At 58.4% G+C, this 25,281-nt stretch carries 10 protein-coding genes and 1 rRNA gene; 4 read left to right on the forward strand and 7 right to left on the reverse strand.

Features of this window, described 5'->3' with window-relative positions:
* Nucleotides 1–2 precede the first annotated feature (2 nt).
* Nucleotides 3–118, forward strand: a 5S ribosomal RNA gene (rrf, locus tag ACOZK9_RS26670).
* Nucleotides 119–383: 265 nt separating this feature from the next.
* Complete coding sequence (locus tag ACOZK9_RS26675; protein WP_099239345.1) at nt 384–2,264, forward strand: methyl-accepting chemotaxis protein; 1,881 nt, start codon at nt 384–386, stop codon at nt 2,262–2,264.
* Nucleotides 2,265–2,303: 39 nt separating this feature from the next.
* Here the strand turns inward: ACOZK9_RS26675 and ACOZK9_RS26680 are convergent, their stop codons facing one another.
* The 5 genes from ACOZK9_RS26680 to ACOZK9_RS26700 all read right to left on the reverse strand — a co-directional run bounded on the left by ACOZK9_RS26680 (nt 2,304) and on the right by ACOZK9_RS26700 (nt 8,946).
* The gene (locus tag ACOZK9_RS26680; protein WP_152747134.1) at nt 2,304–2,762 is read right to left on the reverse strand and encodes an SRPBCC family protein; all 459 of its coding nucleotides are present in this window, start codon (nt 2,760–2,762) and stop codon (nt 2,304–2,306) included.
* Nucleotides 2,763–2,780: 18 nt separating this feature from the next.
* Nucleotides 2,781–6,158, reverse strand: coding sequence for an amino acid adenylation domain-containing protein (locus ACOZK9_RS26685; protein WP_421556933.1), 3,378 nt, complete (start codon nt 6,156–6,158; stop codon nt 2,781–2,783).
* The gene (locus tag ACOZK9_RS26690) at nt 6,155–7,102 is read right to left on the reverse strand and encodes a diiron oxygenase (protein WP_122250162.1); all 948 of its coding nucleotides are present in this window, start codon (nt 7,100–7,102) and stop codon (nt 6,155–6,157) included. The genes ACOZK9_RS26685 and ACOZK9_RS26690 overlap by 4 nt, the downstream gene beginning before the upstream one ends.
* The gene (locus ACOZK9_RS26695; RefSeq protein WP_421556934.1) at nt 7,099–7,857 is read right to left on the reverse strand and encodes a DUF3050 domain-containing protein; all 759 of its coding nucleotides are present in this window, start codon (nt 7,855–7,857) and stop codon (nt 7,099–7,101) included. Before ACOZK9_RS26695 ends, ACOZK9_RS26690 begins: the two co-directional genes overlap by 4 nt.
* A 378-nt stretch (nt 7,858–8,235) precedes the next feature.
* The gene (locus tag ACOZK9_RS26700; RefSeq protein WP_172979824.1) at nt 8,236–8,946 is read right to left on the reverse strand and encodes a GntR family transcriptional regulator; all 711 of its coding nucleotides are present in this window, start codon (nt 8,944–8,946) and stop codon (nt 8,236–8,238) included.
* Between the two features lie 248 nt (nt 8,947–9,194).
* Between ACOZK9_RS26700 and lapG the strand changes: the two genes are divergently transcribed.
* Together lapG and lapD are read left to right on the forward strand one after the other, a co-directional pair.
* The gene (lapG, locus tag ACOZK9_RS26705) at nt 9,195–9,887 is read left to right on the forward strand and encodes a cysteine protease LapG (protein WP_058415383.1); all 693 of its coding nucleotides are present in this window, start codon (nt 9,195–9,197) and stop codon (nt 9,885–9,887) included.
* Between the two features lie 14 nt (nt 9,888–9,901).
* Nucleotides 9,902–11,848, forward strand: a complete 1,947-nt coding sequence (lapD, locus tag ACOZK9_RS26710; protein ID WP_421556935.1) for a cyclic di-GMP receptor LapD — start codon at nt 9,902–9,904, stop codon at nt 11,846–11,848.
* Nucleotides 11,849–11,954: 106 nt separating this feature from the next.
* On the opposite strand, the gene ACOZK9_RS26715 is transcribed toward lapD, so the two are convergent.
* Entirely contained in the window at nt 11,955–12,293 is a 339-nt protein-coding gene (locus ACOZK9_RS26715) for a hypothetical protein (RefSeq protein WP_058415385.1), read from the reverse strand.
* Nucleotides 12,294–12,445: 152 nt separating this feature from the next.
* On the reverse strand, nt 12,446–25,281 hold a 12,836-nt coding region (locus tag ACOZK9_RS26720; protein WP_421556936.1), incomplete at its 5' end, for an immunoglobulin-like domain-containing protein.

A 25,281-nucleotide genomic window follows, 5' to 3' on the forward strand; every position in this document is an offset into this window, starting at 1 on the left:
TTCTTGACGACCATAGAGCATTGGAACCACCTGATCCCATCCCGAACTCAGTAGTGAAACGATGCATCGCCGATGGTAGTGTGGGGTTTCCCCATGTGAGAGTAGGTCATCGTCAAGATTAAATTCCGAAACCCCTGTCTGCTAACGCAGACAGGGGTTTTGTCGTTTAGGGTACTCGATGACTAATACGCCCTACCGCTGGTCGGCTTCATACTCAAAATGAAGACATATCTCACAAATCTCTAAAATTTATCCTCGGCTGGCCGAAAGCCTTATGTGCCATGCGTGCACCGAAATAGCGCGATCATCGAGATCGTCTATGCCGTTACATGGAATGTTCCACTCGGCACGCTCATCCCCCTTTGGCAAAAGAAGTCGATGAAATGAATCTCAAGTTCAGCCATAAAATTCTGTTGGCCGCGTCAGGCGTCGTTGTACTGGCCTTCGCATTATTCACGCTTTATAACGACTACCTGCAGCGCAGTACCATCACGCAGAATCTGGATTCGTCTATCCAGCAATCGGGTGAGCTTACGGCAAGCAGCGTGCAGAACTGGCTCAGCGGGCGCATCCTGGTGCTTGAGAACCTGGCGCAGAACATTGCTCATCAAGGCAGTGCTGCGGATCTTCCAGGGCTGGTCGACCAGCCTGCGCTCACCTCGAACTTCCAGTTCACCTATGTTGGTCAAACCAACGGTGTGTTCACTCAGCGCCCTGACGCGAAGATGCCAGACGACTACGACCCACGTCAGCGCCCTTGGTACAAGCAAGCCGTAGCTGCCGATAAAACTATGCTTACGCCGCCCTACATGGCCGCAGTGGGTGGGCAAATCGTAACCATCGCCCTGCCAGTCAAAAAGAATGGCGAGTTGCTGGGTGTGGTCGGTGGTGACCTGAGCTTGCAAACCCTGGTGAAGATCATCAACTCGGTAGACTTTGGCGGCATCGGCCATGCTTTCCTGGTCAGCGCCGATGGCCAGGTCATCGTCAGTCCTGACGAAAACCAAGTGATGAAAAACCTCAAGGACATCTACCCAGGCACCAGCCTGCGTATTGAGAAGGTTAGCCAGAACGTTACCCTCAATGGCCAGGACCGGATTCTTTCGTTCACGCCTATCAGCGGTTTACCGGGTGCAAATTGGTTCATCGGTCTGTCGATCGATAAAGATAAAGCCTACGCACCATTGGCCAAGTTCCGCACCTCGGCGTTGATCGCCATGTTGGTCGCGGTAGTCGCCATTGCTGTGCTGTTGAGCCTGTTGATTCAAGTACTGCTGCGGCCACTGACCACCATGGGCGTTGCCATGCGCGACATTGCCCAGGGCGAAGGCGATTTGACCCGCCGCCTGAACGTGACCAGCAAAGATGAATTTGGCGAGGTCGGCAGCGCCTTCAACCAGTTCGTCGAGCGCATCCACGCGTCGATTTCCGAAGTGTCTTCGGCAACGCGCCAGGTGCATGACCTGTCCCAGCGCGTCATGGCGTCATCCAACGCCTCGATCGTCGGTTCGGACGAACAAAGCGCACGCACCAACAGCGTGGCTGCGGCGATCAACGAGCTGGGTGCTGCCACTCAGGAAATCGCGCGTAACGCGGCCGATGCTTCGCAGCACGCCAGTGGTGCCAGTGAGCAAGCAGACGATGGACGCAAAGTGGTAGAGAAAACCATCTTGGCGATGTCGGAGCTGTCGCAAAAAATCAGCCTGTCCTGCACGCAGATCGAAACGCTGAACGCCAGCACCGACAACATCGGGCATATCCTTGATGTGATCAAAGGCATCTCCCAGCAAACCAACTTGTTGGCCCTCAATGCCGCGATCGAGGCTGCTCGCGCCGGGGAAGCCGGTCGTGGGTTTGCCGTGGTTGCCGATGAGGTGCGTAACCTGGCTCACCGTACGCAGGAGTCCGCAGAAGAGATTCATAAGATGATCACGTCACTGCAAGTCGGTTCGCGTGAAGCGGTAACCACCATGAACGCCAGCCAGGTCTCCAGCGAAGAAAGCGTTGAAGTGGCCAACCAGGCCGGTGAGCGCCTGGTCAGCGTAACGCAGCGAATCGTCGAGATTGATGGCATGAACCAATCGGTCGCTGCCGCCACCGAGGAGCAGACCGCGGTGGTTGAAACCCTCAACGTCGACATCAACCAGATCAACCTGCTTAACCAGCAGGGTGTGACCAACCTCAACGAAACCCTCAAGGACTGCGATGCGCTGTCCCAGCAGGCCAGCCGATTGAAGCAGTTGGTCGACAGCTTCAAAATCTGACCCTGTTTGTGCAGGCGTGAGGCTGCTCGCGCCTGTTGCCTAACCGAGCAACCGGCGCACATTCCCCAATGCGCTCTCGGCGAAGGCCTGCACAAACTGTTCAAACGCCGCTTGTGTCATATCAAGCGGCTCGCCAATGAGCGTCCAGGTTGCCCTGGCGCCTCCCGTGCCAAGCACTTCCACGCGCATTGCCGCCCACAAGTGGGCGACCCCCAACGTGTTGTAAAGCGTGCTCCACGTCATGCACATTGCGTCGTCATCCCGGCTATTGAGTTGCTCTACCACGCGATGCCCATCGTGGAAAAACTTCGTGCGTAATGCGCCTACACCGTGGCCCGTCATTTCGATGTGCGACAGCGCCGGAATGAAGGCATCGAAGCCTGCAAAGTTGCCGACCACAGCCCACAGGCGCGCGGCCTCGCACGCGACGTCAACAGACGCCACCAACGGCGTGCCCACAGGGTTACGGATTAATGTATCGGGTTGCAGCACGTTCATAAAAATGTCCTGAAGCGGTCAGATAAAGCCGATGGCCTTGAGGTGGTCGCAGCCCTTGCGCAATAACGCCGGGTCCTTTTGCGGGTACTGCTCGCCCATGGCTTGTACGCCCCGGCGCGCGTTGTCGTGACAAATCATCGAGATGTCGCTGATGTCTTCTGCAAGGTCATCCAGGTAGAAACCCAGCACGCCAAACAGCGCGTTATCGCGACCCACCGTGCGCAGCGACCGTTGCCAATCTGCAACGCTTACCCGTTCGAAGCGGTGGCCCGCCTGGCTGAATGCGTCAAGGTAGTGAGCCCAGCTCAAAGGCTGCGGGTTGTGCAGGTGGAAAAGGTTTCGTCCGGCAGCAGATTGGCCGCAGTGAAACCCGACAAAACGCGCAAAAAAGTCCACCGGCATCAGATCGAAGTTCACCTCCAGGTTGGGCGCCAGGCCCAGTTGCAATGAACCCTTGAGCATGAGCATCAGGCGGTTGTTTTGCGGCTGGCAGACGCCGCTGCGGCTATTAAAAGCGATGTTGCCGGGGCGATAGATATTCACCCACGCACCTTGCTCAACTGCACGCCCCAATAGCCGCTCGGCGACCCATTTGGACAGGTTGTAGCCATTCTTCAGATAGAGCGGCAACGTGGCCACCGCCGGTGTTTCGAGGATGTTGCCCTGCGCATCGATACTGCTGCAGGCCGACAGCGTCGAGATGAAATTGAAGACTTTTTTGCAATGGGTTTCACACAGGCGCAGGCACTCCAGCACCGGCTCGACGTTGTCCTTGGCGAGTGAGGCGTAGTCCATCACATGATTGACCCACGCGGCGTTGTGCACCAATACGCCATGGCTGCGGGCGAGCCGGTCATACACCTCGCTGGCCAGGCCCAACCGGGGCTGGCTCATATCGGCGGCATACACCTGCACTCGGCTCACGTCGAGGTGTTCCAGGCGATACTCGCGCAGTGCCTGGGTAAACCGCGCCGCCGCCGAGTGCCCCGGCCGTTCACGCACCAGGCAAGTCACCTGCTGCGCGCCGCCCGCTAACAATGCTTCGACCAGGTGTACCCCGACAAAGCTGTTGGCGCCGGTGACGATCACCTTGCGCGGATCGCCTGCACGGGCCTCGTGCAGCACGTCTATATTCAGTGCTTGTGACGCATCTTTTTGCACTTGGCGTGACGGAAGATTGCTGAGTGCACCGTCTTCCATCAGCACGGCGAGCGTACGAATCGTCGGCGCTTCAAAGAAACGACTCAAAGAGAGGCTGCGGCCAAACGCTTCGCGCAGGCGCAGCAGCAGGGTCGACAGCAGGATGGAATGCCCGCCCAGGCTGAAAAAGCTTTCATCAATGGAAATATCAGCGCCACTCAACCCCAGCAACTCGCCCCACAGCGCCACGAGCTGCGTTTGCAGTGGCGTTTGCGCAAGTCTGCGGCCGTGGCGGGGAGTCGCGCGCAGCGGTGTCGCCAGCAACGCTTGGCGGTCGATCTTGCCGTGGCGGGTACGCGGCATCGCTGGCAACTCAGTCCATACCTCAGGCTGCATATACGACGGCAGACGCGCCAGTGCGTATCGCTTCAGCTCCGCCAGCGTGGCGCCGGTTTCAGGCTGTGCGGCAACGCCGAGAATCCTGCGATCAGGTGCAATGACCACGGCCACTTGGCGAAATAAGCGACTACTGCGCAGGCATTGTTCGATCTCCTGAGGTTCTACCCGAAAGCCACGGATCTTCACCTGATCGTCCCGTCGGCCGCCCAGCTCGATACCGTCTTGGGTCCATTTTGCCAGGTCACCGCTGCGGTAAGCCCTCAGCGGCTGTCCGTCGGGCAGTGTCAGCTCAACGAACGGACTGTCGGCCTGCGGCGGCTCGTTCATATACCCGAGGCTTACGCCGGGGCCGACGATGTAGAGATCGCCCATCACCTGTTCATCCACCGGTTGCAGGTTGTCGTCGAGGATCAGCACCTGGCTGTTGGCAATGGGGCGTCCCACGTTGCGATTGCCGTCACCGTGCTGGAATGCCCGGTGGGTCACCAACACCGTAGCCTCGGTAGGGCCGTAAAGATTGTGCAGTTGGCACTGGCCCGCCAATTGTTCGATCACATACGGCTCGCAGGCATCCCCGCCGGTTAGCAGATGTGCCAGGCCCAATGGCTGATCCAGCGGCAGAATGCTGAGCAGCGCCGGCGGCAAAAAAGCGTGGCTGATGCGCTGTTGGCGAATCAATTCGACCAGTTGCTGAGGGTCGCGCCGCTGGTCTTCGCTGGGCACAATCAACTCGGCGCCAGCGATCAGGGCCGGGAAAATATCGATCAGCGATGAGTCGAAGCTCAGCGTAGAAAACTGCAGCACTCGACTCTGTTCATCCAGCGCCATACAGGTGCCGAGCCAAGCGGTGCAGTGCGCAAGATTGTATTGGCTGAGCAGCACACCTTTAGGTTGGCCAGTGGTGCCCGAGGTAAAAAGCACCATGCAGGGCGCGTCGACGCCGGGTCGCTGACGCATCAGTGGTTGCGTGGTGTCCGCTTGGGCCGGGTCGACGGTGCCGACATTCAGGGTAACGAAATGGTCGCGCAAAGGGTGCCGGCCATCGTCCAGCAACACGGCAGCCCCGGTGCTTTGCAGCATCGCCCGCTGGCGTTGTGGCGGGTGGTCCGGTGCCAGTGGCAGGTACACCGCGCCGCAACCCAATATCGCGAGAATGCTGGCGTACAACCCGGCGGACTTTTCCAGGCATACACCCACCACCGCGGGGGTCTCAATGCCTTGCAGCAGGGGCGCCAGGCGTTGTTGAATCGACAGGGCTTGAACGTGCAATTGCCGATACGTCAGCACGCTTCCTGCGATGTTCAGCGCCGGTCGTTGCGCGAAGGCCTGCAAGCTGGCCTGTATCCGTTCGATCATGCGCACATGCGCAGCCTGTAACAGTGCCGGCTGCGCAGTGCGATTGAATCGATGCAAAAACGCCAAGGCGTCCAGCCCCTGCAAACCTTGCTCGGGCCAGGCGTTAGCCGTGGTGTGTGCAGCGAAGAACGCCGGGTTCATCGAGAAGCCGCAGACCAGCAAGGCAACCCATTCCACCAGCGCGTTGCTGGCGTGTTGGCGCAGTCGCTGGCCGTTGCCGCTGGGTTCCTCGCTGATGTCGTGCACCGCCAGTACGCGTTGGTCGTGGCCATAGCAGCGCAACTGCAGCGCGGGAAGCCCGCATGCCGACACGGGGCCGATGCCCAGGCGCAGGCTAAGCTGTTGGGTGTTCGCAGCGTGCGGGAGCGGCGGCGGGCAGCCGTCGTCAAGCAACACGTCGAGGGCGTCGCTTGCGCTGATATGCCCGTATTGTTCGAGCCTTTGCCGAACGGCCGCCAGGGCGTGGCTGGTGCCGCTCCACCCGATCGTCAAGCGCCTCATGCCGGCCTCCGCGAGTCGGGCAGGTAGTCGTGCAGCGCCTGGGCGACACTCGGGGTTTGCAATACGCCGCTGTGGTGCAGAAAACCCATGATGTTAACCAGCAGTGGGTGCTGGCGCGTGATGGGAAAGTCCAGCGCTGCTACATCGTCCCTTAACGCACGGCGAACATTGGCGCTGACGTCCAGGTGGTCGATCAGTTGCAAATCGAAGCGTTTTTGCAGCTCGTTGGTCAGGTAATGCGCCAGAAAGGTCGGCAGGGTTTCAGCGATGCTGTCGCGGTCTGTCGGGCTTGCTGCATGCCAGTAGATACGCACCACGTGCGTCCAGAACTGTGCATGGCGACCCTCATCAAACAAGTGGTCGGCCATCAAACCACGGACCGATGACTTGACGCTGTCGTCCTTGGAAAACGCCGCGACGTCATGGGTCACGGTGTTTTCGGCGATGGCCACGCCTATCAGCTCCACCGCGTCGCGCAGGTGTGGCGGTGCCAGCGCCTGCGCTGCCGGCAGGGCGCGGCTCAGTTCGATTTGCCCGGGCAGTTCGAGCGGCGGTATGCCGGTCATTTCTACGGTCTGTTGCAAAAAGTCCAGCGCGACCAGCGCGTGGTAATCCTCGTCCACGACCACCGTCATTGCATCGTAGCGGCAGGCGAGGGGGAAGGGCTGCGAGAAACGGTTCTTGGCAATGCTGCGAGCGGTCTTGTCGACAATCTCGGTTTCGAAGATCACCACGTCATTCAGGAATTTGTAGAAACTTTGCACCAGCACAAAGTCGCGCCACTGCGGGCAATGTTCCACAAAGGTCGCACTCAGCACCAAGGGCTGGCGGCACAGCGGGTAGATCAATCTATCGTCGTTTTCGAGCAAACGCCTGGGGCGTGTGCGGATGGTTGCGCGGCGTTCCCAGTCTTCGGCGAAGGAGCGGTAGTCGGCGGCGTTCATGGTTGCGCCACTTGCAGCGAGGCGCGCACGTCGTCCCAGAAGCTGAGGCGGCTTTGCAAGGCGCTGAGGGCGATGTCATCCGCTTGGCGTTGGCGGCAAGGGTCTGCGCCGATCAAGCGCTGCAGTAACTGCTCCGCCGCTGGCCCGTGACCCTGAGAGTCCAGTTCGATGTGACGGCTGAGGTAATGACGCAGGGTTGGCGCCTGGCTACCGATGAAGGCATTGCTGTGCAGAATGCGTTCAAACATCGACGGAATGACACTTTCGCGACCGTGCAGGAACGCCGCCGCCACGCAGTGGATGGGCGCGTTCAAGGCGATCTGCAGCGTGCTGTCGACAAAGCGGGCAACGCCGGGCGGCACGTCAATCATCTGCAAGGCGGCACCCGCCTGAACCCCTTGGCGTTGCAGTTCAATGAAGCGCCGCAAGCGGGTGGTGTCAGCACCGACCTCGGCCATCGCTTCCAGGTACAGCTCGAGGTGGCTGCAATGGCCGCGCGTGGGGTGTTGGTCTGACTCTTCACTGAGCACGATTTCATTGATGAGGCGCGCGGCGTGCGGGTCAGTGGGCGGCAGCCAGGGTAATTGTGTGCAGGTCAGGTCCTGCTGCAGGCGTTTGGTCAGTGTCATGAAGTCCCAAACAGCAAATACATGGTGCTCCATGAAAAGTTGTAACTTATTAAGTGAAGTTATTTCTTTAAATAACGGATGACTGCACACCTGCAGTTTTTTTTGTTCAAGTACGTGTTGATACATGGTTGACGCCTATAAGTTGCTGCAACTGCTCTGAAAACAGTGGAAGGATTGTGCAAGGTTGTTTTAATAAATTGCAGTTGGCCGCGTCATGTGCGCGGGGCTAATCAGGCAGGGCTTTACGCTGTCGAATAACGTGTTTTTATTGGATAAAGATAATAATCTGATTAAACGTTTGGATAAACTTGTGAAAGTATTAGATATTCTTTCGGAAAACAGGTGGGCGTCAGCAAGTCATCGTGTTAACAGTGAGAATTTTCTTCGGCATGAGTACGAATATTTAAAACAATAGACTTTGTTCTTGGCGTACCGCCCCAGGGCCATTCCCAAAATGGAAAAAGCCTCGCGCTGTTTCACGGGCCGCAAGCTGCTGCGTAAACCTTACTGCGCGCTTTTGTTTTCGTCGGTTTCAAGACCTTTTAGGTAAAGGGTGATCACCTCCATCCCGCGCATCAAGTGATTGCGCAGCGTCAGGATACTTTCGTCGACTTTCTTCTGCGCTACCAGGCTCAGCAGTTCACGGTGATCTTCCTGCGACGTCTCGCCCAGGCCCATCGCCTCAAGGTTGAAGCGTAGAAAACGTTCCTCCTCATTCAAACCGTGTTCAACCAATTTGAGCAGGCGCTGGTTAGGCGCCTTGCGATACAACACCATGTGGAACAGGCGGTTGAGACGACCAATCTCGGCGTAGTCTTTCTCGCGTTCCAATGCATTGATGTAGGCGTCGGCCTCGACAATGTCGGCGTCGGTGAGTAATGGAATCGACAGGCGCAACGCCTCGGATTCCAGCAGCATGCGCAGGGCATAGGTCTCTGCCGAGTTGTCTTCGATCAGCGGTGCGACCACGGCGCCCTTGTGGGTCACTACGTGCAGCAGCGATTGGGCTTCCAACTGGCGCAGGGCTTCACGCACAGGCATGCGGCTGACGCCGAACAGGCTGGCCAGTTCTTGCTGGCGCATAGCGGTTCCACAGGGCAATCGCCCATCCAGAATGGCATCGCGCAAGGTTTCTTCAATTACGGCGCGAGCCAGATGGGCGGGAATAGGCCCGCTGATTTTGATGCTGCTTAAAGGGTTCGGCTTCTGCGTCACGGTTACGCTATCCTCCTGGCTTAGTGGAGTCTGTTTATTGGATCCAATGCACCCTAGAGAGGGTTCACACGCTTGTCAAACAACCAAAGTGTCCGTTTGTAAGGGCTTACACGCTGTACTTTGTGCATCCCACAAGGGGCGGTTATAAACTCAACCTATTAATGAATGATTGCACCGTGCCATTGTTTTTTTCGGGTTGAAGCTTCACCATCCTTTGAAATTCCGTCTCTTTCCACGGACTGAACACTTTGGCGGTAAGTTTTATTCCCCCTCGAATCGTTAGCTGGCTGTTCTCAGCGATTTTTTTGGCTGGCTTGATGCTCGGCGGGCTGCATGCCGATTGGGATTTCTCTCAAATCAGCCGCAAGGCCACCGCGTTGTACGGGCCGTTGGGGGAGGGCCAACAGCGTATCGATGCCTGGCAGCGGTTGCTGGCGACCCAGAAACAGGTCGACGAGCAGGAGCAGCTCAAGGTGGTCAACCTGTTCTTCAATAAACACATGACGTACGTGGAAGACATCGACCTCTGGCACGTGGTCGACTATTGGGAAACGCCCATCGAAGCCTTGTGGAAAGGTGCCGGCGATTGCGAAGACTACGCCATCGCCAAGTATTTCAGCCTGCGGCACCTGGGCGTTTCCAGCGACAAATTGCGCATTACTTACGTTAAGGCCTTGCGTCAAAATCGCGCTCATATGGTGCTGACCTATTATGCAACCCCCGACGCCATCCCGCTGGTGCTCGACAGCCTGATGGACGAGATCCTGCCGGCCACCCGTCGTGCCGACCTGGTGCCGGTGTACTCATTCAACGCCGAGGGTTTGTACCTGCCTGGCGCCAAGGGCAATCAGAAAGTCGGTGATACCAAACGCTTGTCTCGCTGGCAGGATGTACTCAGAAAAATGCGTGCGGAAGGCTTTCCAGCCGAGCCTGCCAACTAGGAGTAACTGATCGGATGTCTCTGTTCAAACAACTATTGATCGCTATCTGCCTGTTCCTGGTGGTCGCCTTCAGCGGCAGCTTCATGGTCAGCCTGGAAAGCTCTCGCACCCAATACGTCAACCAGCTGCGCTCGCATGCACAGGACGGCGCGACGGCGCTGGCGCTGTCGCTGACGCCCAATATCGACGACCCGGCCATGGTGGAGTTGCTGGTCAGCTCGATCTTCGACAGTGGGTATTACGCTAGCATCCGCGTGGTCGACCTGGCTACTGACAAAACCATTGTCGAGCGCAGCGGTATCCCTGACAACAACGGCGTGCCCAACTGGTTCGTGAAATTAATCGGTCTGGAGCCTGCCGGTGGTGACGCGCTGGTCAACCGCGGCTGGGAGCAGGCGGCCAGAGTTGAGGTGGTCAGCCATCCGATGTTCGCCTTGGCAAAAATCTGGCAAAGCGCCTTGGGCAGCCTCGGCTGGTTGCTGCTGTGCGGTGCTGTGAGTGCAGTGCTTGGCGCATTGTTGCTGCGTCGGCAGTTGAAGCCGTTGGACTATATGGTCAAGCAGTCCCACGCCATCGCACGCCGCGAGTTCCTCACCGTGCCCGACCTGCCGCGCACGCCGGAGCTGCGGCGCGTGGTGCAGGCCATGAACCAGATGGTCGAAAAGCTCAAGGCGCTGTTTCAGGAGCAGGCGGAGCGCAGCGAAAAACTGCGCACTGAATCCTATCAGGACAACCTCACCGGCCTCGCCAACCGCCGTTATTTCGAGATGCAACTAAACGCGCGAGTCAGTAACCTGGAAGAGACCAACTCCGGCTACTTGCTGGTGTTGCGGGTCAAGGACCTGGCCGGCCTCAACCAGCGGCTCGGCGGCCAGCGCACCGACCAATTGCTGCAAGCGGTCGGCAACCAACTGCTGCGCCAGTGCGAGCCTTACCCAGAAACTCACAACCTCGTCACCCGTATTCGCGGCGGTGAGTTCGCGGTACTGGCGCCGGGGCTGATGCGTGAAGAAGCCGTGCAATTGGCGCAAAACCTCGACAGTACCTTGCTCAGCCTGCAAGCCACCGGCGCCAGTGATGTTACGCCGGTCGCTTACATCGGCCTGGCGCCGTTTAGCCATGGCGACTCACCTCAAGCGCTGTTGACCTTGGCTGACCAAGCCCTGGCCCAGGCTGAGGCGCAGGGCGACACCAGTTGGGTGTGCCTCGACCGCAGCGCCGCCACCAGCGTCGGCGACGATCACCATGCCTGGCACACGCTGCTGGACCAGGCGCTGACCCAACAGCGTTTCCAGTTGCACTTTCAGCCGGTGGTTTCCAGCCACGACCCGCAGTTGGTCTTGCACTATAAGGTGCTGTCGCGCCTGCAGGATCAGGACGGCCACACCCTGCCTGCCGGGCGTTTCCTGCCGTGGCTTGAACGTTTCGGCTGGATGGCACGCCTGGACCGCATGATGCTTGAGCAGGTGCTCAAGCAGATGGCTGGCCACAACCATAGCCTGGCGTTGAACCTGTCGGCCGCAACCCTGCAGGACGAGCACGCGCTGAACCGGATTTTTGAACTGTTACGCCAGCACAGCAACCTCGGCGCACGCCTGACCCTGGAAATCGGCGAGGAGCAATTGCCGGAGCAGGCCTTGTTGGAGCAATTGACTCAACGCCTGCGCGAACTGGGCTTTTCCCTCAGCCTGCAGCGTTTTGGCGGGCGATTCAGCATGATCGGCAACCTGGCACGCCTGGGCCTCGCGTACCTGAAGATCGACGGCAGTTACATCCGCGCCATCGATCAGGAAAGCGACAAGCGCCTGTTCATCGAGGCAATCCAGCGCGCGGCCCACAGCATCGACTTGCCACTGATCGCCGAGCGAGTGGAGACCGAAGGTGAGCTGAAAGTGATTCGCGAGATGGGCATTTTTGGCGTGCAGGGCCAGCTATTTGGTGAACCTGCGCCGTGGCAGTAACTGCGCTCCGTCAGTAAAGGCAAAACCCCCTGTGGCGAGCAAGCCCGCTCGCCACACAAGCCCGCTTGCCACAAGAGCCAGCAGGCTGGCCAGCGCTTACATGAAGTCAGATCAACCCGGTCTCTTCATCGTTGATCAAGTGGCTCAACCCGCCCAACGCTTCCCGCGCGTGGTTACGGTCCATCAACTTGGCCTGGGCTGCAGGCGGCAAGTCAGTCACGCTGATCACCCCTTTGCGGGTCAGTACCTGGATCAAGTCGTCGAGTACCCGGATCATCTCCAGGTCACTCTGCTTTAGCTGTGCCAGGCTGGTTTCCACCACTTCGTTGGCGTACCAGGCCTGTATCTCATGGTGATCGGCCGGCAGGGTTTCGGTTGACTCGGTGAAGGCGGCTGCCTCTACGCGACTCAGCGCGCCCAGTGCATCACGTTGCACGTAAAACATAAGAACCCCTCGAAAATGAACCACACGCGTTCACCAGCATAGGTCAAAGGTGCGTTTATGCGCGCGAGTATGCGATGCAACCCTGCGTCAGGGCCAGCAACCTGTTGCCCAAATAAATCGGCCGCCCTTGGGGGCGGCCGGTTAATCGCGTCTTAGGCGGTGTGGTCGATCTTGATGGTCGGGTCAGCGCCACTGATCAGCGAGTTGATGCTGGTGTGGGACCAATCGTTGCCTTCCAGCTTGATCGTCACATCGGCATTGGCCAGGCCGCCGGCGGCGTTCAGCTTGCCTTCACTGCTCACTTGCAGCGTCGACACGCCCTCTACCGTGGTGATCTTGAGGTAATTGTCGATGGTGCTGTCGGTTTCACCCTTCAACAGATCCTTGAGGTCGATGCGGTCACCTTCCGACGCTTTGAAGTCCTTGATCACGTCATTGCCAACGTCACCGGCTTTCCAGATGAAGGTGTCGGCACCCGAACCGCCGATCAGGATGTCGTTGCCCGCGCCGCCGATCAACGTGTCGTTACCGGTGCCGCCCAGCAGGATGTCATTGCCCTTGCCGCCGTCCAGGTAATCGTTGCCGCCCTGGCCAAACAGAATGTCATCGCCGCCGCCGCCGAGCAGCGTGTCGTTGCCGTCTTTGGCGCCCGACACGTCGAAGTCCGCGTAGTGCTCGGTGACGTACTGGTGCACGTTCGAGGTGGTCACGGCCGAGACTGCCACACCGGTTTTCTGTGCGACAAAGGCCTGCAGTGCGTTGTAACCCTCACCGGTGACGCCGCTGAAGCTCACCAGGTCGCCGAAGATGATGTCGTTGCCGTCGCCACCGTTTACGCTGTCGGCACCTGGCAGCGTCGCTTCGGTGTGACCGAGGATGGCGTTGGCCAAATCCTTGGGATCGATGTTGGTTTGCGGCTTGCCATCGCTGTCGTACGGCTTCAGGTCGCTGAGGCTGACGTCACCATTGATGCCGATCGCTTCCACTTGCGACAACCCGCCGAGTAACGCAAAAGCGCTCTTGGCGTTGCTCAGTGTGGCCGAGTCGGTGCTGTTGCCCGTGCCCGCCAGGTTGGACAGCTCAAAGGTGCCGTCACCTTGGGCATGCACGGTGCCCAGGCTGTTGTAGACCCACCGAGAGCCATTCCAGGTCTGCAGCGCCGCCGCACCCGAGGTGTCGATGCTGAAGTAGTGAGTGTTGTCCAGGTACTTGCCCACCGAGGTACCCGGCGTGTAGTTGGCGGTGGTCACCACATCGTCGAACTTGACGTTGCTGTACAGCGTCGGGTTGGTTTGCTCGCCGCTCTGGTAGAACGTCGGCTGGCCGTCGGTGATGAAGTAGGTCAGGTTGGTGGCGCCGGTGTTGCTGGTGGCCAGGCTGCTTTCGAAGAAGTTGGCCGTGGTCTTGAACACGTCTTCATAGTTGGTACCGCCGCCCGACACCATCGAGTCCAGTACCGCCTTGAGCAAGCTCAGGGCGTTGCTGTCGTTGAGGTTGATCGAGATCGACTTGTTCACCTGGGTATCGAAGTCCGCCAGGAAGATGTTAACCGTCCCCGACGTGTTGGCGCCCAGGCTGTCTTTCAGCGAGTTGAACACAGACGTCAGCGACGCCTTGGCGGCGTTAACCGAGTCGGCGCTCATGCTGCCGGAACTGTCCACCATGAACGCGATGTTGTAGTTCTTGCCCTGCACCACGTTCAGGCCGCCAATGTCGGCCACGATGATGTCATTGCCATCGGTGCCGGTGATTGTGTCGCTGCCCGAGGTGCCTGTTGTGCCGCTGTAGGTTGCCGGGTACACCGTCACCGGCAACTGCGCGGTGGTGCTGGCCGAACCGCCGAGGCTTTCGGTGGACGTCGAGGTGACGGTGAGGTTGAACTGGCCGCTGTAATAGGTCGGTGGCTTGATGGTCAGCGTGCTCAGGTCCCAGCCGGTGACGTTGGCTTCGCCCACCGCTTTAGTCGCGGTGAAGGTGTGCCCGGACGCATCGGTGAGTACCGAGCCTGCCGGCACGCCGCTGATTTTCACGCTGAGGGTTTCCGAGCCGTCGGTGTCGGTCAGTGCGGTGCTGACCTTGGACAGCTTCACGCTGCCGTTTTCCAGGCCTTCGTTGAGCTTGTAAGCGGTGTAGTAACCGTCGCCATTGCTGCCATGCAGGTCGGACACGGTCACACCGGCGTTGACCAGGTCCGTGATGCCGGTGTACAGCGCCACGCCGCTGGTGCTCAGGTCTTGAGCCGCGCCGCCATTGATCGACACGTTGACGTCATAGCTGCCAGGCCCGGACTGGTTGGCGTGGTAGATCTCGAGGCTGTAATAGCCGCTCACGGTCGGGGTGATCGAGCCGCTGAACTTGCCGCTGTTGGTGCCCCATTGTGCGCTGGCCACGTCTTTGCCGCCGACGTTGATCAGCAAGCTGTCATCACCGGTACCGCTGAAGGTGTAGGTCTTGCCGGCTTCCATGTACATCAGGCCGGAGATCTTCGAGCCTGCGCCTGCGTTGACGTTAGCGGTGGACTCGACATTGGTCACGATGGCGCTGCTGTTCGGCGTGCCGGCGTTATCAATGGCTTTTTTCAGGTCAGCCGCTGCGGCGCCGTTACCGTTGGTGCCGATGCCGGCCACGCTGTTCCAGCTTTGCTTGAGCAAGCCAATCGAATTGACGTTGTTGTCGGCCACCGTCAGGGTCGGTGCGTCGGCGATCGGCGTGATGTCGACTTTTACCGTCGCGCTGCTGCCCAGGTCTTTGCCATCAGTAGGCTGGAACTTGAACTGCGCGTAATCCGCCTGCTTGTTGCCAATGCCGGTGCCGCCATAACCATCGGCGCCGGACTCGTTGGCGCTTGGCAGGAAGCGCAATTGGCCGCCGTCAATCTGGGCCTTGGTAAAGGTTTGGCCTGCGGCCACGTTGGTCCAGGTCGTACCATCCGCCGCCAGGTATTGCAGCTTGCCGGCCACCGGCAGGTCGGTGATTTTCACGCCGAGGCTGGTTTGTGGCGAGTCCACATCGGTCACGCCGAAGTTGGCCCACGTCAGCGCCAGCGGCGTGTCTTCGTTGCCGGTCACGGCGCTGCCGGTGGCGACCGGCGCGTCGTTGATGGCCACCACGTTAATGGTGGTGGTGGCGACGTTGGAGTAGTTGCCGCCATCGGTCACGGTCACGGTGATGGTGCGTGGCGTGGTGCTCGGGTCGTGGCTGCTGTTGGTGAACGTGATGTTCTGGATGCGCTGCATGTAATCAGCCAGCGTCGCGCTGCCCGACAACGTCAGCGTAATGGTGCCCGCCTGGTTGTTGGAGTTGATGACAATGCCGTTCACGCTGTTGCCCAGGTTCAGGGCGTCACCGGCTTGCGCGTTGATCAGCGTGACCGTTGCACCGGTCAGCATCGTGCTGTCCGGGTCGGTGATCTTGATATCGGTGTCGGCAATCGACACGCCGGGGCCTGCGGTGCCTTCGGTGAAGGTCGCCTTGTAGTCGGCACCGGTGGCGCCGCTGGAGTTGTTGGCGTCCAGGTCGATGACCGGTGGCGCATCGTTGTCGATGATGTTGGTGCTGACGCTGCCGTTGCCGATCACCAGGTTCTCGAAGTTGCCACCGGTGGTCTTGTCGATGCTGATGACGATATTTTCCGTAGGCTCGGTGAGCTTGTCGTCAATCGTGCGAATGTCAAACGCCACGCTGCTGGCGCCGGCCGGGATTTTCACGGTGTACACACCGGTAAAGTCCGAACCGTCGGTGGCGGTGCCGCTGTACTTCAGCGTCACGCTCACATCGGTTTGCGCAGGGTTGCTCAGGTTCAGGGTGTAGTGCGCCGTGCCGCCTTCAGTCACCGACGCGTCGCCGGTGATGCTGATGGTGGTGTTGTTGACCACATCCGTCACCTTGGTGACCGCGGCGCTGCCGTCCACGATCAGGTGCTCATACTTGTCGCCGCCGCTGACCACGCCGGTGATCTTGGCGCTGACATCGTTGGCGCCGACATACACGTCGTTAGGCGCGGTGACGGTGGCGGTGCTGCTGGACTTGCCGTTGGCGATAGTGATGGTCGAGCCGTTATCCAGCTTCACCACCAAGTCGGAGCCGACGTTGGTCACCGCCAAGCCGTTCTTGTCGACCAGCGATGCGGTGTAGACGATCTGGCCGCCTTCACTCACCGAACCGGTCGCCTTGAGCGCTACGGTCACGTCGTCAATGGTGTCGTTGATGGTGGTAGTCGCACCGCCCGGAGCAATGCTCACGCCTTCGAAATTACCGCCGCTGGTGCCGGTGATCTTGACCGTCTGGGTGCTCTTGTCGATGAACACATCATCGCCCGGCGCCGCCACAGTTACCGAACCCACGGTCGCACCTTGCTTGATGGTGATGCTGGAACCGTTATCCAGTTGGATCACCATGTCAGTGCCCGCCTTGTTGCTCAAGGTCGCGGTGTAAGTGATCTGGCCGCCTTCGTTGACCGCGCTTGGCGCGGTCAGGGTAACGGTGGTGGTGTCGGTAGTGCCCGGTGTATCGGTCACCGTGGTGCTAACCGGCGTGGTGCCAGGCACCAGGTTCTCGAAATGTGCGCCGCCGGTGACGTTAGTGATCGCAGTGGTGACAGTTTGATCGCCTTTGTACACATCGTTCGGCGCCACGGCGGTGACACTGCCGCTGGACTGATTGACGCCGATGGTGATGGTTTTGCCATTGTCCAATGTCACCGTCAACGGGTTGGTGATGTTAGTCACCAGCGCGCCGTTTTTATCCACAAGGCTGGCGGTGTAAACGATATTGCCGGCTTCGCCGACCGTGGTGGTGGCGGTCAGAACCACATCAACCTTGTCGATGGTGTCGTTGATCGTAGTGGTGGCGCCGTTGCCCGCGACTTCGAGTTTCTCGAAGTTGCCGCCAGTAGCGTCGGTGATCTTGACGGTTTGCGTGCTCTTGTCGATGAACACGTCATCGCTTGGCGCTGGGACCGTTACGCTGCCAACGGTATTGCCCGCCTTGATGATAATGGACGAGCCGTTATCCAGCTTCAGCGTGACATCGCTGCCCGCCTTGTTGCTCAAGGTCGCGGTGTAGGTGATCTGGCCACCTTCGTTGACTGCGCTTGGCGCGGTCAGGGTAACGGTGGTGGTGTCGGTAGTGCCCGGTGTATCGGTAACCGTGGTGCTAACCGGCGTGGTGCCAGGCACCAGGTTCTCGAAATGTGCGCCGCCGGTCACGTTAGTGATCGCAGTGGTGACAGTTTGGTCGCCTTTGTACACATCGTTCGGCGCCACGGCAGTGACACTGCCGCTGGACTGATTAACGCCGATGGTGATGGTTTTGCCGTTATCCAGGGTGACGGTCAACGGGTTGGTGATGTTAGTCACCAGCGCGCCGTTTTTATCCACAAGGCTGGCGGTGTAAACGATGTTGCCGCCTTCGCCGACCGTGGTGGTGGCGGTCAGAACCACATCAACCTTGTCGATGGTGTCGTTGATCGTAGTGGTGGCGCCATTGCCTGCAACTTCCAGTTTCTCGAAATTGCCGCCAGTAGCGTCGGTGATCTTGACGGTTTGTGTGCTTTTGTCGATGAACACGTCATCGCTTGGCGCTGGGACCGTCACGCTGCCAACGGTATTGCCCGCCTTGATGATAATGGACGAGCCGTTATCCAGCTTCAGCGTGACATCGCTGCCCGCCTTGTTGCTCAAGGTCGCGGTGTAAGTGATCTGGCCGCCTTCGTTGACTGCGCTTGGCGCGGTCAGGGTAACGGTGGTGGTGTCGGTAGTGCCCGGTGTATCGGTCACGGTGGTGCTGACCGGCGTGGTGCCAGGCACCAGGTTCTCGAAATGTGCGCCGCCGGTGACGTTAGTGATCGCAGTGGTGACAGTTTGATCGCCTTTGTACACATCGTTCGGCGCCACGGCGGTGACACTGCCGCTGGACTGATTAACGCCGATGGTGATGGTTTTGCCGTTGTCCAACGTCACCGTCAACGGGTTGGTGATGTTAGTCACCAGCGCGCCGTTTTTATCCACAAGGCTGGCGGTGTAAACGATATTGCCGGCTTCGCCGACCGTGGTGGTGGCGGTCAGAACCACATCAACCTTGTCGATGGTGTCGTTGATCGTAGTGGTGGCGCCGTTGCCCGCGACTTCGAGTTTCTCGAAGTTGCCGCCAGTAGCGTCGGTGATCTTGACGGTTTGCGTGCTCTTGTCGATGAACACGTCATCGCTTGGCGCTGGGACCGTCACGCTGCCAACGGTATTGCCCGCCTTGATGATAATGGACGAGCCGTTATCCAGCTTCAGCGTGACATCGCTGCCCGCCTTGTTGCTCAAGGTGGCGGTGTAGGTGATCTGGCCACCTTCGTTGACTGCGCTTGGCGCGGTCAGCGTGACAGTGGTGAGATCCGTGGTGCCCGGTGTATCGGTCACCGTGGTGCTGACCGGCGTGGTGCCAGGCACCAGGTTCTCGAAATGTGCACCGCCGCTCACGTTAGTGATCGCAGTGGTGACAGTTTGATCGCCTTTGTACACATCGTTCGGCGCCACGGCGGTGACGCTGCCGCTGGACTGATTAACGCCGATGGTGATGGTTTTGCCGTTATCCAAGGTCACGGTCAACGGGTTGGTGATGTTAGTCACCAGCGCGCCGTTTTTATCCACAAGGCTGGCGGTGTAAACGATGTTGCCGCCTTCGCCGACCGTGGTGGTAGCGGTCAGAACCACATCAACCTTGTCGATGGTGTCGTTGATCGTAGTGGTGGCGCCATTGCCCGCGACTTCGAGTTTCTCGAAATTGCCGCCAGTAGCGTCGGTGATTTTGACGGTTTGCGTGCTCTTGTCGATGAACACGTCATCGCTTGGCGCCGGGACCGTCACGCTGCCAACGGTATTGCCTGCCTTGATGATAATGGACGAGCCGTTATCCAACTTAAGGGTTACGTCAGTGCCCGCCTTGTTGCTCAAGGTCGCGGTGTAGGTGATCTGGCCGCCTTCGTTGACTGCGCTTGGCGCGGTCAGGGTAACGGTGGTGGTGTCGATTGAATCGGCAATGGTGGTTACAGCCGGTGCAGTGTTCGGCACCAGGTTTTCGAAGTTGCCGCCGGTGGCGCTTGTAATCGTGGTGCTAACGGTGGAACCGTTGTTGTAGACGTCATTAGCCGGTGTATCGACGTGGACAGTACCAACCGACTCACCGGCCTTGATGGTAATTACCGAGCCATTGCTCAAGGTGACGGTTACCGGCGTCTGTGCTGGATTGGTCAACGTCGCGGTGTAGGTAATCTGACCGCCTTCGGTGACCGAGTTGTTTGCGGTCAGCGTGACGGTAGTAGTGTCGATCGAGTCTGCAATTGCGGTTACAGCGGGTGCAGTGTTCGGCACCAGGTTTTCAAAGTTGCCGCCGGTAGCGCTCGTAATCGTGGTGCTAACGGTGGAGCCGTTGTTATAGACGTCGTTGGCCGGTGTTTCGAAAACTACAGTGCCAGCGGATTTGCCCGCTTCGATAACGATGGTCTGCCCGTTGCTCAATGTCACGGTGACCGGCGTTTGCGCTGGGTTAGTCAGTGTAGCGGTGTAAGTGATGTTGCCGCCTTCGGTGACCGAATTGTTTGCGGTCAGTGTGACGGTGGTGGTGTCGATCGAATCGGCAATGGTGGTTACAGCCGGTGCAGTGTTCGGCACCAGGTTTTCGAAGTTACCGCCGGTGGCGCTTGTAATCGTGGTGCTAACGGTGGAACCGTTGTTGTAGACGTCGTTGGCTGGTGTATCGACCTGGACAGTACCAACCGACTCACCGGCTTTGATGGTAATCACTGCGCCATTGCTCAGTGTGACGTTTACCGGCGTCTGCGCAGGATTGGTCAAAGTCGCGGTGTAAGTGATCTGACCGCCTTCGGTGACCGAATTATTTGCGGTCAGGGTAACGGTGGTAGTGTCGATCGAGTCAGCAATGGTGGTTACAGCGGGTGCAGTGTTCGGCACCAGGTTTTCGAAGTTGCCGCCGGTGGCATTGGTAATTGTGGTGCTAACGGTAGAACCGTTGTTGTAGACGTCGTTGGCCGGAGTTTCGAAAACTACGGTGCCAGCGGATTTGCCCGCTTCGATAACGATGGTCTGCCCGTTGCTCAATGTCACGGTGACCGGCGTTTGCGCTGGGTTAGTCAGCGTGGCGGTGTAAGTGATGTTGCCGCCTTCGGTGACCGAATTGTTTGCGGTCAGTGTGACGGTGGTGGTGTCGATCGAATCGGCAATGGTGGTTACAGCCGGTGCAGTGTTCGGCACCAGGTTTTCGAAGTTACCGCCGGTGGCGCTTGTAATAGTGGTGCTAACAGTCGAGCCATTGTTGTAAACATCGTTGGCCGGGGTATCCACGGCCACAGTACCAACCGACTCACCAGCCTTGATGGTAATCACCGAGCCATTGCTCAGTGTGACGTTTACCGGCGTCTGCGCAGGATTGGTCAAAGTCGCGGTGTAAGTGATCTGACCGCCTTCGGTGACCGAGTTGTTTGCGGTCAGCGTGACGGTAGTGGTGTCGATCGAATCGGCAATAGTCGTTACAGCAGGCGCAGTGTTCGGCACCAGATTCTCAAAGTTTCCGCCGGTAGCCGACGTAATAGTGGTGCTGACGGTGGAGCCATTGGCGTAAACGTCGTTAGCCGGGGTATCGACGGCCACAGTACCAACCGACTCACCAGCCTTAATGGTAATCACCGAGCCATTGCTCAGTATCACGTTTACGGGTGTCTGCGCTGGATTAGTCAGCGTGGCGGTGTAAGTAATCTGACCACCTTCGGTGACCGAGTTGTTTGCGGTCAGCGTAACGGTGGTGGTGTCGATCGAATCAGCAATCGTAGTGACCGCAGGTGCAGTGTTCGGCACCAAGTTTTCGAAGTTGCCGCCGGTGGCGCTTGTAATAGTGGTGCTAACGGTGGAACCGTTGTTGTAGACGTCGTTGGCCGGAGTTTCGAAAACTACGGTGCCAGCGGATTTGCCTGCTTCGATAACGATGGTCTGCCCGTTGCTCAATGTCACGGTGACCGGCGTTTGCGCTGGGTTAGTCAGTGTAGCGGTGTAAGTGATGTTGCCGCCTTCGGTGACCGAGTTGTTTGCGGTCAGCGTGACGGTAGTGGTGTCGATCGAATCAGCAATCGTAGTGACTGCAGGTGCAGTGTTCGGCACGAGGTTTTCAAAGTTACCGCCGGTGGCACTCGTAATCGTGGTGCTGACGGTGGAGCCGTTGTTGTAGACGTCGTTAGCTGGTGTATCGACCTGGACAGTGCCAACTGACTCACCGGCTTTGATGGTAATCACTGCGCCATTGCTCAGTGTGACGTTTACCGGCGTCTGCGCAGGATTGGTCAAAGTCGCGGTGTAAGTGATCTGACCGCCTTCGGTGACCGAATTATTTGCGGTCAGGGTAACGGTGGTAGTGTCGATCGAGTCAGCAATCGTAGTGACTGCAGGTGCAGTGTTTGGCACCAGATTTTCGAAGTTGCCGCCGGTGGCGTTGGTGATCGTGGTGCTAACGGTAGAACCGTTGTTGTAGACGTCGTTGGCCGGAGTATCCACAGCCACGGTGCCAACCGACTCACCCGCCTTGATAGTGATTACCGAGCCATTGCTCAGTGTGACGTTTACCGGCGTCTGCGCAGGATTGGTCAAAGTAGCGGTGTAGGTAATCTGACCGCCTTCGGTGACGGAATTGTTTGCGGTCAGAGTAACGGTGGTGGTGTCGATCGAGTCGGCAATCGTAGTGACTGCAGGCGCAGTGTTCGGCACCAAATTTTCGAAGTTACCGCCGGTAGCCGACGTAATCGTGGTGCTGACAGTCGAGCCATTGGCGTAAACGTCGTTAGCTGGAGTATCCACGGCCACGGTGCCGACCGACTCCCCAGCCTTGATGGTGATCACTGCGCCATTGCTCAGTGTGACGTTTACCGGCGTCTGCGCAGGATTGGTCAAAGTAGCGGTGTAGGTAATCTGACCGCCTTCGGTGACCGAATTGTTTGCGGTCAGTGTAACGGTGGTGGTGTCGATCGAATCGGCAATGGTGGTTACAGCCGGTGCAGTGTTCGGCACCAGGTTTTCGAAGTTACCGCCGGTAGCGCTCGTAATTGTGGTGCTAACGGTGGAGCCGTTGTTATAGACGTCGTTGGCCGGAGTTTCGAAAACTACAGTGCCCGCGGATTTGCTCGCTTCGATAACGATGGTTTGGCCATTGCTCAATGTCACGGTGACCGGCGTTTGCGCTGGGTTAGTCAGCGTAGCGGTGTAAGTGATATTGCCGCCTTCGGTGACTGAGTTGTTTGCGGTCAACGTAACGGTAGTGGTGTCGATCGAATCAGCAATCGTAGTGACCGCAGGTGCAGTGTTTGGCACCAGGTTTTCGAAGTTGCCGCCGGTGGCACTCGTAATCGTAGTGCTGACAGTCGAGCCATTGTTGTAAACATCGTTGGCCGGGGTATCCACGGCCACTGTACCTACCGACTCACCAGCCTTAATAGTAATCACCGAGCCATTGCTCAAGGTGACGGTTACTGGCGTCTGCGCTGGGTTAGTCAGCGTAGCGGTGTAAGTAATCTGACCGCCTTCGGTTATGGTCTGGCCAGCCGTCAGCGTGACGGTAGTGGTGTCGATCGAGTCAGCAATCGTAGTGATCGCCGGTGCGGTGTTCGGCACCAGGTTTTCAAAGTTGCCGCCGGTAGCGCTCGTAATCGTGGTGCTAACGGTGGAGCCGTTGTTGTAGACGTCGTTGGCCGGAGTTTCGAAAACTACAGTGCCCGCGGATTTGCCCGCTTCAATAACGATGGTTTGACCGTTGCTCAATGTCACGGTGACCGGCGTTTGCGCTGGGTTAGTCAGCGTAGCGGTGTAAGTGATATTGCCGCCTTCGGTGACCGAGTTGTTTGCGGTCAGCGTAACGGTGGTGGTGTCGATCGAGTCGGCAATGGTGGTTACAGCGGGTGCAGTGTTCGGCACCAAGTTTTCGAAGTTACCGCCGGTAGCCGACGTAATCGTGGTGCTGACAGTCGAGCCATTGGCGTAAACGTCGTTAGCCGGGGTATCGACGGCCACAGTACCAACCGACTCACCGGCTTTGATAGTGATCACCGAGCCATTGCTCAGGGTGACGTTTACCGGCGTCTGCGCAGGATTGGTCAAAGTAGCGGTGTAGGTAATCTGACCGCCTTCGGTGACCGAATTGTTTGCGGTTAGAGTAACGGTGGTGGTGTCGATCGAATCGGCAATCGTAGTGACTGCAGGTGCAGTGTTTGACACCAGGTTTTCGAAGTTGCCGCCGGTGGCGCTCGTAATAGTGGTGCTAACGGTGGAACCGTTGTTGTAGACGTCGTTGGCCGGAGTTTCGAAAACTACAGTGCCAGCGGATTTGCCCGCTTCGATAACGATGGTCTGCCCGTTGCTCAACGTCACGGTGACCGGCGTCTGCGCAGGATTGGTCAAAGTAGCGGTGTAGGTAATCTGACCGCCTTCGGTGACCGAATTGTTTGCGGTCAGCGTAACGGTGGTGGTGTCGATCGAGTCAGCAATCGTAGTGACTGCAGGTGCAGTGTTCGGCACCAGGTTTTCGAAGTTACCGCCGGTAGCGCTCGTAATTGTGGTGCTAACGGTGGAGCCGTTGTTATAGACGTCGTTGACCGGAGTTTCGAAAACTACAGTGCCAGCGGATTTGCCCGCTTCGATAACGATGGTCTGCCCGTTGCTCAACGTCACGGTGACCGGCGTTTGCGCTGGGTTAGTCAGCGTAGCGGTGTAAGTAATCTGACCGCCTTCGGTGACCGAATTGTTTGCGGTCAGTGTGACGCTAGTGGTGTCGATCGAATCGGAAATCGTAGTGACCGCAGGTGCAGTGTTCGGCACCAGGTTTTCGAAGTTACCGCCGGTGGCGCTTGTAATAGTGGTGCTAACGGTGGAACCGTTGTTGTAGACGTCGTTGGCCGGAGTATCCACAGCCACGGTGCCAACCGACTCACCTGCCTTGATAGTGATCACCGAGCCGTTGCTCAAGGTGACAGTCACTGGCGTCTGCGCTGGGTTAGTCAGCGTGGCGGTGTAAGTGATCTGACCGCCTTCGGTGACCGAGTTGTTTGCGGTCAGAGTAACGGTGGTGGTGTCGATCGAATCAGCAATGGTGGTTACAGCAGGCGCTGGATCAGGCACCAGGTTTTCAAAGTTGCCGCCGGTAACACCGGTAATCGCAGTGCTGACCGTCGAGCCATTGGCGTAAACGTCGTTAGCTGGAGTTTCGAAAACTACAGTACCAACGGATTTACCTGCCTCAATAACAATCGTCTGACCATTCGAAAGCGTCACAGTCACCGGCGTTTGCGCTGGATTAGTCAGCGTAGCGGTGTAAGTGATTTGACCGCCTTCGGTGACCGAATTGTTTGCGGTCAGCGTAACGGTGGTGGTGTCGATCGAATCAGCAATCGTAGTGACCGCAGGTGCAGTGTTCGGCACGAGGTTTTCGAAGTTACCGCCGGTGGCACTCGCAATCGTGGTGCTGACGGTGGAACCATTGTTGTAAACATCGTTGGCCGGGGTATCGACGGCTACAGTACCAACCGACTCACCCGCCTTGATAGTAATCACCGAGCCATTGCTCAAGGTGACCGCTACGGGTGTTTGCGCTGGGTTAGTCAGCGTGGCGGTGTAAGTGATTTGACCGCCTTCGGTGACCGAGTTGTTTGCGGTCAGGGTGACGGTGGTGGTGTCGATCGAGTCGGCAATCGTAGTGACTGCAGGCGCAGTGTTCGGCACCAAATTTTCGAAGTTACCGCCGGTAGCCGACGTAATCGTGGTGCTGACAGTCGAGCCATTGGCGTAAACGTCGTTAGCTGGAGTATCCACGGCCACGGTGCCAACCGACTCCCCAGCCTTGATGGTGATCACTGCGCCATTGCTCAGTGTGACGTTTACCGGCGTCTGCGCAGGATTGGTCAAAGTAGCGGTGTAGGTAATCTGACCGCCTTCGGTGACCGAATTGTTTG

The organism is Pseudomonas kitaguniensis (assembly GCF_049199985.1).
Lineage (GTDB): Bacteria > Pseudomonadota > Gammaproteobacteria > Pseudomonadales > Pseudomonadaceae > Aquipseudomonas > Aquipseudomonas kitaguniensis.